General features: G+C 50.1%; 12 protein-coding genes and 1 pseudogene. 4 read left to right on the forward strand and 9 right to left on the reverse strand.

Features of this window, described 5'->3' with window-relative positions; translation table 11 throughout:
- Positions 1–33: 33 nt before the first annotated feature.
- The 3 genes from EL173_RS10640 to EL173_RS10650 are packed head-to-tail and all read right to left on the reverse strand — an operon-like array spanning position 34 to position 2,997.
- A complete protein-coding gene (locus EL173_RS10640; RefSeq protein WP_015764608.1) occupies positions 34–741 on the reverse strand; it encodes a LutC/YkgG family protein in 708 nt (235 codons plus the stop codon).
- Positions 734–2,218 carry a LutB/LldF family L-lactate oxidation iron-sulfur protein gene (locus EL173_RS10645; protein ID WP_015764609.1) on the reverse strand — a complete coding sequence of 495 codons (1,485 nt, stop codon included), beginning with the start codon at positions 2,216–2,218 and terminating at the stop codon, positions 734–736. Before EL173_RS10645 ends, EL173_RS10640 begins: the two co-directional genes overlap by 8 nt.
- Positions 2,215–2,997 carry a (Fe-S)-binding protein gene (locus tag EL173_RS10650; RefSeq protein WP_015764610.1) on the reverse strand — a complete coding sequence of 261 codons (783 nt, stop codon included), beginning with the start codon at positions 2,995–2,997 and terminating at the stop codon, positions 2,215–2,217. Before EL173_RS10650 ends, EL173_RS10645 begins: the two co-directional genes overlap by 4 nt.
- Positions 2,998–3,423: 426 nt before the next feature.
- Here EL173_RS10650 and EL173_RS10660 point away from each other — a divergent pair, with 426 nt between their 5' ends.
- A complete protein-coding gene (locus EL173_RS10660) occupies positions 3,424–3,990 on the forward strand; it encodes a hypothetical protein (RefSeq protein ID WP_019728404.1) in 567 nt (188 codons plus the stop codon).
- 153 nt (positions 3,991–4,143) lie between these two features.
- Here the strand turns inward: EL173_RS10660 and EL173_RS10665 are convergent, their stop codons facing one another.
- From EL173_RS10665 to EL173_RS10680, 5 genes are all read right to left on the reverse strand, one after another.
- A complete protein-coding gene (locus EL173_RS10665) occupies positions 4,144–4,485 on the reverse strand; it encodes a PTS lactose/cellobiose transporter subunit IIA (protein ID WP_015764613.1) in 342 nt (113 codons plus the stop codon).
- 23 nt (positions 4,486–4,508) lie between these two features.
- A complete protein-coding gene (locus tag EL173_RS10670; protein WP_015764614.1) occupies positions 4,509–5,609 on the reverse strand; it encodes a DUF871 domain-containing protein in 1,101 nt (366 codons plus the stop codon).
- Between the two features lie 81 nt (positions 5,610–5,690).
- The gene (locus EL173_RS10675) at positions 5,691–6,101 is read right to left on the reverse strand and encodes a DUF3284 domain-containing protein (RefSeq protein WP_015764615.1); all 411 of its coding nucleotides are present in this window, start codon (positions 6,099–6,101) and stop codon (positions 5,691–5,693) included.
- 77 nt (positions 6,102–6,178) lie between these two features.
- Positions 6,179–6,343, reverse strand: a complete 165-nt coding sequence (locus tag EL173_RS15170) for a hypothetical protein (RefSeq protein ID WP_015764616.1) — start codon at positions 6,341–6,343, stop codon at positions 6,179–6,181.
- Positions 6,340–7,776, reverse strand: coding sequence for a PTS sugar transporter subunit IIC (locus EL173_RS10680; RefSeq protein WP_005686219.1), 1,437 nt, complete (start codon positions 7,774–7,776; stop codon positions 6,340–6,342). Before EL173_RS10680 ends, EL173_RS15170 begins: the two co-directional genes overlap by 4 nt.
- 600 nt (positions 7,777–8,376) lie before the next feature.
- Here EL173_RS10680 and EL173_RS10690 point away from each other — a divergent pair.
- The 3 genes from EL173_RS10690 (at position 8,377) to EL173_RS10700 (ending at position 12,299) form a co-directional block, all read left to right on the forward strand.
- The gene (locus tag EL173_RS10690) at positions 8,377–10,599 is read left to right on the forward strand and encodes an alpha-galactosidase (RefSeq protein ID WP_015764617.1); all 2,223 of its coding nucleotides are present in this window, start codon (positions 8,377–8,379) and stop codon (positions 10,597–10,599) included.
- Between the two features lie 57 nt (positions 10,600–10,656).
- Positions 10,657–11,400, forward strand: a complete 744-nt coding sequence (gene yaaA, locus EL173_RS10695) for a peroxide stress protein YaaA (protein WP_015764618.1) — start codon at positions 10,657–10,659, stop codon at positions 11,398–11,400.
- Between the two features lie 155 nt (positions 11,401–11,555).
- Entirely contained in the window at positions 11,556–12,299 is a 744-nt protein-coding gene (locus tag EL173_RS10700; RefSeq protein ID WP_019728264.1) for a DUF2087 domain-containing protein, read from the forward strand.
- Positions 12,300–12,375: 76 nt separating this feature from the next.
- Here EL173_RS10700 and EL173_RS10705 read toward each other — a convergent pair.
- A pseudogene (locus tag EL173_RS10705) lies at positions 12,376–14,950 on the reverse strand (ATP-dependent DNA helicase).
- Between the last annotated feature and the right edge of the window lie 37 nt (positions 14,951–14,987).

The raw sequence follows: 14,987 nt of genomic DNA on the forward strand, positions 1-14,987 counted from the left end.
ACTTTTCCCGCAACTCATCAGCTAAAACAGTCGCTACAGATCCTCAACCACCAAATACGTCATGTCTAGCGGTCCATGGACACCGACGACCAAGGTCATTTCGATGTCGCCGGAGTTGGAAGGTCCGGTGATGAAGTTGATGTTGCTGGTTTCCAGCTGCCCGGCCTTCATTGCCGCATCATAGTGATCCATGGCTTGGCGTGAACGTGGCAGGATGCTGCTTTTCTTGACGATTGCCAAATAATGCGTCGGCAGAAAATGGAAGCCGCGACCTTGTCCGGGCGTGGTTGCAACGGTGATGGTCCCAGATTCTGCTAATAGATAATCCGCGAAGCCAATGGCCACATCCGCAGCCGCAGCTTGCTTCAAGTTGAAGTCACGGCCTTTTCCGGGGGTCCAGTACATTGGCTTGGGCGTGACGGTTTGCTTCCACTCATCCAAGCCATAATCATGATACTGTTCCGTCGTCGGCAAGATGAGCGTCTTGGGTGCATCGTGTTCAATGTAAGCATTGAGTGCGTCTGCCAACTCTGCTTTCGTAGTGGTTTCAAACGTGACATGCACCGCTTCACTGTTTTGCTTGGCGATGGCTTCCAACTCGTCTTGGGAGTGGCCGGACAGAGTTATTTCCGGCAAGTCGTTTAAAGGCACAAACGGATGATCCTTAAGCTGGTGCCGCGGGCGGCCGGCTTTTTCGGCAATGGCATTTAAAAAGTCCTCGCGATTACTGTGATCAATCATGCTTTTGCGCCTCCAATGCTGCTTTGTGTTGTTTGAACCAATGACGGAAGTTTTCGTTTTTCTTCGGTGGCCGCGGCAGGTCACGCACATCGGTCCAACCGCGAGCCAGCTTCGGCATCATGCCGGTTTGTTTGATCCGGCCGCTGTTGTATTCATTTTCAACACTGCCTTGATCTTTGGTTGCCAAAACGCCCATCATTGCGTGATCCATATCAAGCGCCATGTTGAACAGAACCGGCGCACTGGTGCCGACGCCGACCATTTTCATAATTTTATCGCTAAAACTGTGATCGGTTTTCAGCTTGTCCATCATTACTTCCCGGTGCTTGATTAACAGATGGTGCAGCGGGATGCGGACAGGGCAGGTTTCGGTGCAGGCCGCGCATAGACTGGAAGCAAATGGCAGGTCGCCGAATTTCTCATAGCCATCCAGCACTGGTGAAAGCACCGCGCCAATTGGTCCGGGATAAATCGAACCGTAACCGTGACCGCCGATGTGCCGGTATACCGGGCAAACATTCAGGCAGGCCCCGCAACGAATACACTGCAAGACCGGCTCAAATGGCGTTCCTAAAGCATTGCTGCGGCCGTTGTCGACAATGACCACGTGGAAGTCTTCCGGGCCGTCTGCTTCACCGGCAACTTTTTTACCGGAGAAGGAACAGTAACTGGTCAGCTTCTGTCCCACCGCCGAGCGCGAAAGCATGTTGTCTAGCGTCTCGGCTTCCTTGAGACTCGGCACAATCCGTTCCATCCCCATCACAACTACCTGCGTCTTAGGAATGGCCATGGTCAGATCCGCATTGCCTTCATTGGTGACCAAGTTAATCAAGCCGGAATCGGCAATGGCAAAATTACACCCGGTAATCCCGAAGTCGGCTTGCAAGAAATAGCGGCGCAAATATTCCCGCGCAAACCGCGCCAAATGTTCCGGATCGTTATCCCCTTTGTAGCCGAGCTTATCAAAAATCGTCTTAACTTGATCCCGATTCTTGGCCAACGCCGGGAACACAATATGCGTCGGTTCAGCCCAGTCGTCTTCTTGCAAAATAAATTCCGCCAAATCGGTTTCCATCAGCTGGGTGCCCGGAAGTTTCAGTAGCTCCTTGTCCAGGTTGATTTCTGTTGTCACCATGGATTTGGATTTAACGATTTTATGCGCCTGCTTTTGCTTGGCAAGGTTGGTAATGTAGGCTGCGGCTTCTTTGTCGGTCTTGGCAAAGTAAACATGACCGCCGCGTTTTTCGATATTATCGCTGAATTCTTCTAAATAATCCGGTAAGTATTTAATGACATGTTGACGAATCTGCTCGCCTAAGTCCCGCCATTGCGGCCAATTACCCAGCTCTTTACGCGAGGCCTCGCGCTTGTCCCACTGCGCATCCTGCGACTTGGCAACGCTGGCTTGCATGAACTTATCCTGTTCCGATTCTTTAACCCGCTCCAAGAACGGCTTGTCACTGGTTGAAATGCTCATGGGCGCACCTCCTGTTCAACCCCGAGCGGCTCATGAAACTTGATCCGCTCCGGATTCACATTGTGGTTCAATACTTCGGCAATGTGCATAATCTTAATCTTTTCGTTACGGCGGGAAAAACGGCCGGCGATGTTCATCAGGCACGCGGGATCGGCTGAAATCAGAACATGTGCGCCGGTACTGAGCACATCGTTGACTTTTTCATCAACCATTTGCTTGGAAATTTCCGGCTCTTTGGCAGAAAACATGCCGCCAAAACCGCAGCAATTTTCAATATGTGGTAGCGGTTCCATCTTTAAGTCCTTCACGTGATCCAGCAAGACAAACGGTGCCGTGCGTTCGCCTAGCAACCGGGTCATGTGGCAGGAGCGATGGTAAGTGGCTTTGGCATCTAATTCAGCCCCGGCGTCAATGACATTCAAGACGCGATACAGAAATTGGGAAAATTCATACGTCTTGTCTGCCACTTCTTTAGCCTTTTGGGCGTATTCCGGATCGTCTTTCAATAGCACCCGATATTCGCGCAACATGTTCACGCAAGAACCGGCTGGCCCGACAATATAATCGGCGTCAACCGAAAGCAGCGCGTCAATTTCGTTGCGAAACACCTTTTGACTTTCCTTCACATACCCGGAGTTATAAGTCGGTTGACCGCAACAAATCTGTTTGACCGGCATGAAGGTTTCACACCCAAACCGTTCCAACACCTCGACCATCGCCGCTCCGACATTGGGGAAGAAAAGATCCACGATGCAGGTGGAGAAAATAACTACTTTCATAATGCACCTCCCATATTACAATCATTCCAATTTAACTATACACCTGTGACAACGGATTAGACACCGAAAACGGTTTCAAAATGTTAAATGTTATTTTTACTGGCGCCTCTTTTTCCGCCATGCTAAGCGTGCCATTTTCTTCGCGCTTTTGTTGGCAGATGGGTAACCCTGTTTTAGGAGCATAACCGGTCTGGATAGCTCCAATGTATACCACTTATAGAACCATAATCAATATCAATTTATTTATATTGGCCACTACCCGACACGCCGAGAGCTCGTTCTTTTCACCAGCGTAAAGCAGTGTCTTTTCATTGATATACCGCTGTTCCTCACGGTTTCACAGCCTTGATTTTTTTCTTAAAAGGACTATCGTTGAAGGTGAGTTAGGGGTACCTAAATAACTCAAATCAAACAGGAGGCGGGTTTATGCGGAAGCAATATAGAGCAACATTGCGGGCACTTAACTCAGATTGCATTGGTCGGCAGGCACATGGCTTTGCAAATTTTGAAGTTACCGATGATGATGCTCTGCAGATTCGCATTGAAATGTTCAATACGCCGGCGGACATGAATCACATGGCAGTCTTGGAAAGCTCCGGTTCCGATGCGCCGGTCACGCCAGCTACAAGTGCTCAGGATCAGAATCATGATGGGGTCATCGATGAGGAAGAAGCCGAGCAAGTTTCCGGCAAAGTCTTTGTCCCTCTCAATAATGCACCCGATAAGTTGAAGTTGGTGGGTGGCAAATACCCTGAAGCCGATGACAACGGGTTCTATATTTACCAGCAGCGGGTTGTCGTATCCCAACTTCGCCAACAACTGGCGAAACATTATGGCCATGACGTGTTCAACCTGGACAATACCGTGGTTTACGTCAACGGGGTTCAAAGCGACGTCTTGTTACCAAAGACCGTGGCGAGTGATTTAGACGAAAAAAAGCCTTATCTCACTTTGCCAATTGCAGTGGGTAAGTTGTACAAGGTCATGGGCTGATAGTTGCGATACTGCTAATCTAATAAAAAGACTGGTACGAAGCATCTCATCTTTCCAGAGATGCTTCGTCCCAGCCTTTTGGTTATCTTCGCAATAACCGCGTGTTTTACATATAAAATTCATTCACGGCGCAACTGGCTATCACGCAATGGCTTAAAGCGTTTCATTTGCAACGGTCGTATTTGCAGCCAAGCGTTGATAAATCGCGACCACTTCGCCAGCCAAGTCGCGAAAAGTAATGGCGTTCATCAGATGATCCTGAGCGTGGACTAGTAGTAATGAAACATCTGCGTGCGCTCCGTTGGCTTCGGCGGTCAATAAATCGGTTTGGACATTGTGCGCCGTGACCAGAGCCTCATCCGCTGCTTTTAAATGGCTGGTTGCAGCATCAAAGTCACTGTTCTTGGCTGCTTGAATGGCTTCAAAGGCTTCACTTTTAGCGTTGCCCCCTGCCATAATCAAGCCCATAATCGTTTGTTCGTTGGCGTTGCTCATGGAGTCACTCCTATCTGTCATTATTAGTGGGACACCTGTTTTAACATAAATGTTCGCCATGGCTTAAGCAGTGGCAACAAGGTCAGATCTTCATCTGTCAGGCGGCCGATTTTGTTGCGGCGGCCGTCATTCGGCAATTCCCGCAAGACAATTTGTAGTTCACCGGCGTACCGCGTATACGTTTCGTTCACGACAACTACATCCCCGCGCTGCAAGTGACCGCTCGCATCATGCACTGGCAAAGGCTGCCCGGCATAACGCACGCGTGGTTGGGTATCGCGAATCAGATAATCAGACGCATCACCGCGATAAAGATGGGCTTCGCTAAAGGCAATTTTGGCTTCTAACGCTGATGGTGCGTGGTCCGTGATCACCCGCAATGCCGGATATGGGCAAAAGAATGCCAAGGCCGCGGCTTTTAAATCTGCTTCGTTTGCAAGTGCATTACCGATGAGAACATCATCAATCACCTCTGTTAGGCGCAAATGGTGAACCTGACTGGCAATACTGCGATGGCGATCACTTTCCAAAGTTGGCAAACCTTCACTCACCGGCCACGGACCATGATCCGCACTTGGCGCCGTCACAAAGGCTGCCGTCCGAACGCCATGCCGCCGAAACTTTTGCGAATAGGCCAAAAAGCGGTCATCGCCTAAACCAGTATATTGCTGCGGATAAAAATTATGGCAACCCAACAAGTTATCCAGTCGCGGTCCAAACGCCATGATCGCATCAATGGCATTCGTACCGGCACTCATATTCAGCTCAATTTTCAAGCCATACTGATTATGGGTCATCAAGGCTTCTTCTTGACCGGTGAAGCCCTCGTCAAGCCGCAATCCCCATACGCCTAATTCATGGAAGAAACTAAGGTCTTGATAATCAATGCCTAGTTCCTTGAACAACGGCGGCGCAATGTCGACAATCGTTTGAAAACCCAACTGATTCGCCTTGGCAACCACCGCCTTGAAAATAGCCAGTTGATCGCGGCCTTGATGACCGGATAGTTGCAGTAATGAGGTAAAAAGGCGCCGATAACCAAACTGACGGACCATGGTTAAATAATCAGTTGCCTGATCAACGGTTATTTGTTCGGGATAAAGACTGATTCCGATTTTTCCCATGTCAATCTCCTATATTTTTTAATGATGGTGTGGCTGTGTCGCTCAAGCCACGTTCATCCAAGCTGTTTTGCAACCGGTTCTTTAAATCGCACACATTTGCCGCGCCATTTTCTTGAAGCGCCGTTTACGCAACCAACCTAAAAGAAATCCGCTAGTCCGGTTGTTCGCTGCACCGCGAGCGGTACGGGCGACGAGTGCTTCTTCATAAACCAGTCGACTTTTTCCGGCAGACAACGGCGACAAGTGGTATCGCACGGTGAAGTCATCATTCGGTGTCGCCAGTTCATATGCGTAGACTGAATTTGGCGTAAACTCGGTAATCGTCAACCGCGCTTTTCGCCCATTCGGCCAATTTTTCTCGTAGCTAAAGCCCTGCAAACTCTTAGGTAGCGGCTCACGACCGGTGTGCTGGCGAATATCGGCCATGGCGGATTGTTGCAATTGGTTGAAAAAGACACTGGCTTCAACGGGTAGATTCATGACAATTTTCATTTTGACCTCCTTTTGGACAAACTGCGGACTGAACGCATGGTTGCAGCAATATGCTTCAGCAAACGTTGCGCTGCGATCTACTCTTCTTTTGCCAGACCGAGATACCAGCGTGTGCAAATAGCAGTTGCGATCACCCCGAATAGACAGCTAATGATTCGCCAAGGTGCCGGTAAAATGGCACTGAAGACAATCACGGTCATGCTGAGGTTAAGCAAGATCAATGGTGTCGTGCTAGGCTTCAAATCGCATCACCTTCTAAATTGCGATCACCATTGCGATCATCGGCAACAGTTTTGGCTTTTTTCATTGGTGGTTCAGGGACAGTTAATTCAGGATCGAGTTTGTTGGCCGCTTTGACAAACGGTACGTAAATCAGGAAGCCAATGACCATGTTGACGGCTTGCAGAATCGGGGCGCGCCAATCCATGGTCGCAATGATCGAGTTCACAAACGGCGGCATGGACCAGACAATTTGGTTCTTAACCGGTGACACCCAGCCGAGCATGTGGGCGCCGTACGCGATGGATACCATGACAACCGGCGCGACAATAAATGGAATGAAGTAGATTGGGTCAAGGACAATCGGCAGTCCGAACATCACCGGCTCGTTCACGTTAAAACAGCCCGGTGCGATCGACAATTTGGCCACGGTGCGTTGATCGTCACGTTTGGAGAACATCAGAATCGCAATCAAAAGTAATAAGGTACTACCGGCGCCACCGATCCACGCATACAAGTCAAAGGCGTTTCGGGTCCAGACAAACGGCAGTGCTTCACCTTTCATGAACGCATTCATATTGGCAATTTGGGCGGTGAGCCAGATGGAATCCAGAACCGGCCCCAAAACGTTGGTGCCGTGAAGCCCGAAGAACCAGAAAATTTGTACCAGCAACGTCATGAGTAACACGGCCCAGAAGCCTTGCGACATATTTAGCAGTGGTTCCTGCACGATGGTCGCAATGAATTCGATGACCGTGGTCTTGTTTAAGCTGAACAGATAATTCACAACGCCAGCCAGATATAAGGCCGCAGTTGCTGGAATAATACCGGTAAAAGCTTTGGCAATCGCTGGCGGTACTGCTTCTGGCATCCGGATCGTCACGTTCTTTTTCATTAACCAGATGTAAAGCGTCATCGCCAAGGCGCCCATGATCATGACGGTGAAGAAGCCATAGGAACCGAAGAACTTACCAAAGTTGAAAAAGCCCCACATGCTCACGTTCTTGCCATCGACTACCCCACCGGCATCGGTGATTAACTTGGCAGCACCTTTACTCAGCGTGCCTTTTAGCGGCAACATGAAGTTTTGCGGCAGGCTCATAATAAACGTGCCTAACACCACAATCCCCCCGGTCACCGGCTCAACTTGGTATTGAACTGCCAGCTGATAGCCAAAAGTAAAGGCGAATAGCAAGCCTAAAATTGCCAGTGTGCCGGTCCAGACCATGGCGTTGATACCGATCAGCCACTGCATGGAGTCGACTATCCCCATCCACTTAAATTGGGTCGGAATATCGCGAATCAAAACGTTCAAAACAGTGGAAACCGCCCCGGCCATCATCGCCGGCATGATCGCAATAAACGCGTCACGCAACGCCACTAACCAACGAATGGAGCCGATCTTGGCTGCAACCGGCACAACATGTCGATTCAACCATCCTATAAATGCATTCATATCACTGTACTCCCTTCAGAATTTTAAATAATGTCGCATTAATACTTAACTACAATTAAAATTCTACGGGAGTGCAGATCGGCGGGTCAAAGATTATAGTAGTTATTATTTATAATTTTTATAAGCAAAAAGTTTGACTTTTTCAGCTTTGTTAAGCGCTTTCACAAGGACGCGTATCGGTATCGTGTTTGAACGAATGCATCTTATACTTTGCCGAGTTTAAAGATTGCTTCTCTGCAGGGCGTTGATACTTACATAAATCTCGCTTACGAGCAAATATAACCTCTATTGCTTATAATGGATTAAAGTTGGATGTTTTTAGCGCAACCACACGCCATAACGCGCTCCCCAGCGCAAGGATCTGCGTGTAAGGACCTCAGGCGCAATGGCCAAGACCGGGCCATCACGCCTGAGGCCACTTACACTCCGATCCCTAACCGCGCTGGCTCGCGCTCAATCATAACGCGCTCCCCGGCGCAGAAGCCTGCACATAAGGACCTTGGCGCAATGGCCAAAGCCCGGCCATCACACCCAAGGCCACTTATGCTTCGGCTTCTAACCGCGCCGGCTCGCGCTCAGCTCACAGGAGGACAGACTAACATGGCAAACATAGAATACGACCCGCAAAAGCAGCTTTTCCACCTGCATAATGATACGTTTAGCTATATCATTCAGGTGATTCGCGGCTATTTGGTCAAGCGGTATTGCGGACCGGCGCTTGAACGTTTTTCCGGTACTGCCAAGCTGGAAGATTTCAGTCATGCGTTTAACATTCAAAATGATGCGGCGCCGTTTTCGCTCACGACCTTGCCGCTTGAATATAGTACGCTGATGGGCGGGGATTATCGGACGCCTGGCTATGCCGTTCGCAATGGGCATGGGCAATTGATCGGGAATCTGAAGTTTCATGATTTTCAGATTCTGGCGGGAAATAAAAACTTCAATGACACTTTGCCGACCGCGCGCACTCCGCATGGGCAGACACTGGTGATCACGATGCATGACGAAACCGATACGCTGGCGGTGAATCTCAAGTACACCATCGTTGGTGATCTGCCTGTCCTGCTTAAACAAGTGGCTTACCACAATCTGAGTGACGACACCCTTACGATTACCCATGCTGCGAGCTTACAACTGGACTTTGATGATCATGCTTACGATCTCATTACTTTGACGGGCGCCCATCTCAGCGAAGCCAGCGTCACCCGGCAACCGCTCACACCGGGTAAAAAGTCCATCGCCAGCAATTATGGTGCCAGTGGTCCACAAGGCGTTCCGGCAACGATTCTGGCGGCACCGGCAACGGATGACTTTGCAGGTGAGGCGCTTGGTATGGCGCTGTTGTGGAGTGGCAACTTTAGCTACACCGCGCAAGTCGATCAGTTTGGCAACAGTCGGCTGGTGATGGGCCTGAATCCGGAGCTCTTTTCCTGGCAGCTGAAGCCTGGTGAACCGTTTGTGACCCCGGAAGCGGCGGTGGCTTACACGACCAATGGCTTGAATGATCTCAGTCATATTTTCCACCGCTTTTTTGCCGATCACGTCATGCCATTGCCGCGGAAAAATCTGATCGAATATAACACTTGGGAGTCTACGTACTTTGATGTCAGTGAAGCCAAGGTGCGCGCCGAAATTCCTAAGGCCGAGGCGCTCGGAGTCGAATTGATTGTGATTGATGATGGCTGGTTCAAGAATCGGCCGAATGATGCCGGCCAGCTCGGCGATTGGGTGCCTGATCCGGTCAAATTTCCCCGTGGGTTGCGCCCGATTGCCGATGCCTTGCACGAGCGCGGACTAGCATTCGGTTTATGGGTCGAACCGGAAATGATCACTGAAAATAGTGAGTTATATGCCGAACATCCGGATTGGGCGATGCAATACGTTGGCCAAAAGCCGTTACGTTCGCGCAATCAGTTAATTCTGGATCTTAGCCAGCGAATTGTTCAGGATCATCTGATTAAGGTGCTAACTGATTTGGTCCGGACCAATCATATTGATTATTTGAAATGGGATTACAACCGTCATTTCAGCCAGCCCGGAAGTCCGGTACTGCCACCTGATCAACAAGGCGAAGTCGGCTATCGATACACCCGCGGCTTGTATCGGGTTTTGAAAACATTGCGCGACACTTTTCCCGATCTGCTTATCGAAAATTGCTCGTCAGGCGGTGGCCGGTTGGATGGCGGGATGCTGGCGTATACGGATCAAACCTGGACCAGTGATTTTACCGATCCTGTTTACCGGATGAAAATTATGAACGGCTTCTCCTTATTCTTCCCGCTTAAAACCTTCGTCTCGCATTTCACGATGTCACCAAATTTGCAGGACTCGCGAGTCACGCCTTTGCAAACGCGGGCGCTGCTTAGTCTGGTGGGCGTTACCGGGATCGAGTGTCCGCCAAGCCAGTTGAGTGACGCTGAAGCCGCGGCGGTTAAAGCCAGCTTTGCCTTTTACAAAGCTAATCGTACGGAATTGCAAAATGGCAGTCTTTATCGGCTGCATCCCAGTCATCCGAATCAGGATCAGGTATGCTGGCTGATCACCAACGAAGCCAAAACCAAGGCGCTCGTCTTAACGTCAGCTGGCGTGGTTTCGCCGATTCCGCACTACCAACATGTGCTGTTGCATTACCTCAACCCGGAAGTATCCTACCAGATTAATGACAAGGCCACGGCCACCGGTGCTGAACTCAATTATGCCGGGATCACTTTACCGCTGGCGCATGGTGATTTTTCCGCTACCTTAATGACGTTGCGCGTGGTGAGTCACCTGCCACAAACCACGGCACTGCCTGGTGGCGACATCGGTGAGTTGCGATTTTAACGAAGTCAGCAAAAGTTTCTTAAGTAGTTTATCTTATATAGAAAGTTTGGTTTCCACATGAAGTTTATCATCGCACCGGCTAAGAAAATGGTGGTCGCTCAGGACGATTTTCCCGTTCAAAGTCAGCCGCAGTTTCGTGATCAGGCGGCGTGGCTGCTACGTCACATGCAGCAGCTCACCCGCGCAGAAGCCCAGACACTGTGGCATACCAGCGAAAAACTCACCGGTGCGGCGTACGCACAGCTGCAAACCAGTGACGTGACGGCGCACCAATCACCTGCGATTTTCAGCTATGTCGGGATTCAGTATCAGTACATGGCGCCTGACCTGTTGGATGATGCCGGCTTAGCCTATATTCAGCAACATTTACGGATTTTGTCTGGTCTATACGGTATCTTGCGACCGTTTGACGGCATTGTTCCATATCGGTTGGAAATGCAAACCCGTCTGGCTGCGGTGCCGAATCATAGCTTATATAATTTTTGGGGCGATCGGCTGTATCAGGCACTGGCGACCATCCCCGGCCCGATCATCAACCTCGCCTCTGATGAATATGCCAAAACTATCCGTCCTTACCTGCAGCCGGCTGATCAGTTTATCACCGTCCGCTTTGCCCATAACGTCAACGGCAAACTCAAAACCCGTGCGACTTATGCTAAAATGGCACGCGGGGAAATGGTGCGGTATGCTGCCACACATCGGGTTACAACAGTGGCGGAACTGACGCACTTTGACTCGCCGACTTATCGGTTTGATGCGCCACTTTCGACCGCGGATGAGCTTGTTTTTATTGCAAAATAGGACAAGTTGACTTCTAAGAATGGCCTACAACCAAGTCCAGCTTTACTTTGGGCTTGGTTGTAGGTCATTTTTTTGTTGTTAGGACCTTTTTAAGTGACAAAACGACTGTCTGCGAGTTAATATATAAACAATATCAAGAAAGGCTTGTTTATAGAATGACAAATAACATTTTCGTTTATAAAATATCCGAATTGCAGCAAGGCTACTACCTAGAATCCGGCTACCTTCACTGCCACTATTGCGACACTAGTTTCGCCGAAGATGAAGTTTATCCACAAAACGGCCGTTACTTCACTGCTGAAGCGATGATCAAACGCCACATTCAACATGTCCACAACGGTGCATTGGCCGCCTTACTGCAGCAGCCAGCCAATCAACTCGGTATATCTGCCAGTCAGCAACAAGTTCTGCGCCTGTTTGCCCAAGGATTAAGCGACACGGTGATTGCCCAGCGCTTAAAAGTTTCGGCTTCCACCATCCGCAACTATCGCTTCAAGTTTCGAGAAAAACAGCAGCAAGCGCAGCATTTTCTCGCCGCAATGGCCTTGCTCGCCTTGCCGGATGCCCTGATCATGCCGCATGATGGCGCCACCATGATTGATGACCGGTATGCGATTACCCCACAAGAACGGGAAAAGACTTTAAAAGCCTTCCTCACTCCTGATGGCCGGGTGACAAATTGGCCCGCCAAGGAAAAACGTAAACTGATCATTTTGTCCGAGATTTTCAAAGACTTCGACCCCCAGAAAAACTATTCCGAGACCGCCGTCAACGAAATATTGCAGCGTCACGTATCGGATTACGTCACCGTTCGCCGTAATCTGATCGAATACGGCTTCCTTGATCGCACCGCAGACGGCCGTACTTATTGGGTGAATGCTAACGGACCGGCACGCTAAGCACGTAGGAAGTTTTAACTGGTATTAACGGATGCAAAAAAGTCACGCCAACAATGAGCGTGACTTTTTACATATATCAATGTTCAGCAGACGATTTACGAACCGGTATCTTGGCCACTGTCTCAACAACTTGATTCAAAATATCCAGCTGCTCAGCATAACGCACCAAAAATGGCTGGCTGGTGGCATCGGGCTTTTCCGCCTCCAGTGCCGCGCGCGGTTGGTTTCCTTGGTGTTGCTGATGATCCAACCACGCCAGTATCTGTTCAAATGTGAAGCGGCTGAAGTTATCCACCGTCAATTGTCCCGATAGCAGGCTACCGAGTAAGTCGTGGCGAGTGTCCATGGGATAAATCTGCGTCCGCGCCAGCAACACCCGAAAGTCGCCAAAAAAGATAAAGCGTGCTTGCGTTCGCGTCAACGCGGTATAAAAGCTCTGGGCATTTAACATATGATCGGCCCCGTTAACAATCGCAATCACCGTGTCCGCCTGACCGCCTTGCGCTTTGTGGACGGTGATCGCATACGCCAACGTCAACGCCCGCGGCACGCTACCGAAACTGTAATAACAGCTGGCCAACTTGGACAACCAGAAACCGCCGCTTGGTATCAATATGGGCAATCACACCGGTATCACCATTGGCCATAATCGTCTCCCGCCAACGTTTTGTCCCGAATTCGTCGGTTTGCTGCAACCCGTTTTCGCCTAAAACTGCGCGCCGCTCCCAGGTCTTAGGATCAACCAGCGCCACATGCTTGTCATTTTTTAAAATCATGACCCGATCACGCATTCGCAAATGGTGCTTTTGCTTGGTCACCGGATCGACATAACTGCTGACGTATTCTTCCTCCCCTGGCCTAGTCGGATTGACCAAGGCCTGCAGTTCGGCATTAAATCGCAGTCGACCAGTAGCGCCCACATTTTTATTCACAATTAAAAGTTGCGAGTCCAGCTCATGGCCATTTTTGGCTAGCGCGTCTTGATACGCCTTGATTCCGGCATCGAAAACGCGGCCGGCATCGCGCTGATTGTAAAGTGCCACATTGCCGCTGACATAGCGATCATCATCCGGCCCGAATGGCAGTGGCAGTCGATCCCGAATTCGATTGGCCAGCGCCAGCACCCCTGATTGCGCATCCTGACGATAAACGCGCGTCAAAGTTGTGGCCGCCACCTGCGAATCGGCTAAACAGTCCTTCAAAAAGTTCCCCGGACCAATTGGCGGCAGCTGAAAGACATCGCCGACAAACAACACGTGCGCCTTTTTGAAATTCACGTGTTTCAACACGGTATGGGCCAAGGGTGTGGTTAACATCGAGCTTTCATCGACAATGATCAACCGCGCATCACCAAACGTCTCCCAATCAGACTCAGCATTGAACCGCTCAACCTCCTCGCCTGGCAGCAAGTGCAAGTACGCGTGAATCGTGGCGGCAGGTTCGTGCGTATACTTCGCCAACACCTTCGCGGCCCGCCCGGTTGGTGCCAGCAACACACTTTTCCCCTTCGCCTGGGCATTGAAAAAGTGAACCAGCAAATTGGTCAACCAAGTCTTACCGGTGCCCGCACTGCCATTCAGCACACTTAGCCCATGCCGATTCACATTCTGAAAAGCGGCGCGCTGCTGGTCGTTGATGACGAGTTGATGGCGATCCAAAAATTGATCCAGTTTATCATCCAGTTCTTCCGGCTTGATCAGTGGCTCTGCGGTTTTTTGCGCCACCGTCATGATTTTGGCCACTGAGCCTTCCGTGGCAAACATATCGCAGCTGGTCACCAAGTCATACTGTTCATTTAACAAAAAGCCATACGCCAACGCCTGCTTAGGGTCAGCAAACATCGTCAGGTCTTCGGCGCGCACGCCTAATAACGTGGCTGCTTGCTGCTTGAACCACGTGATCGTAATGTAGGTCAACCCTTGCGTCAAAACCGCCGTCCGGAAAATGTACTGCAACCCGGCAGCGAGCCGATGCGGATCATTGGCCGCAACCCCACGACTTTTAGCAAACGCATCCGCCTTTTTGAAATCAAACTGCGCCACTTGCATCAGTAAATAAGGATTGGCATCAATATGGTGCATGGCCAGCTCAGCATCTTTATACGCCAGCCAGATTTTCTCATACGTCATCGAACTGAGTGCTTTACCCCAGTGGTTAGCCAACACTGCAACCTCAAGCTTGCCGCGAATGGCCATGGCAATTTTTTGGATCGTTGCCGACCCGATCCCCGGAATCCGTGCATCCTTAATCGTGGCTTTTGAAAAAGTCGCCAAAATCGGCTCGTCATCGGCAAACGCTTCATGCAAGCGGCGTAAAACCGTTGGCTGGTGTACGAGCAAGGTTTCAAGCAATTGCCACTGGCGGCGGGGTTCTTTCGGTAACCCAAAATGCAGCCGCGCCACTTTATAAGACGGTTTCCGATAGCGCAGTGAATCGGCATCATCATAAACCAAATCAGCAGTGATAATGGCACGCTGATTGTAATAGCCCATATCGCCGGTCACCGTGGCTTCTTGCGTGAGCGTCATTTTGAGCGCCGGATTCGGGTTTAAAATCCGCACCGCGTAAACTTTATAATCGCTGGTATCACTGTTGAACAATAACTTAATAATCTGCAAGTCAACATTTTCATAAACCTGAGTCTGTGGCACCGTGCACCAACCTCCTCTCTAATATATTTCGCGTTAT

The organism is Lacticaseibacillus rhamnosus, from assembly GCF_900636965.1.
GTDB classification, from domain to species: Bacteria; Bacillota; Bacilli; order Lactobacillales; family Lactobacillaceae; genus Lacticaseibacillus; species Lacticaseibacillus rhamnosus.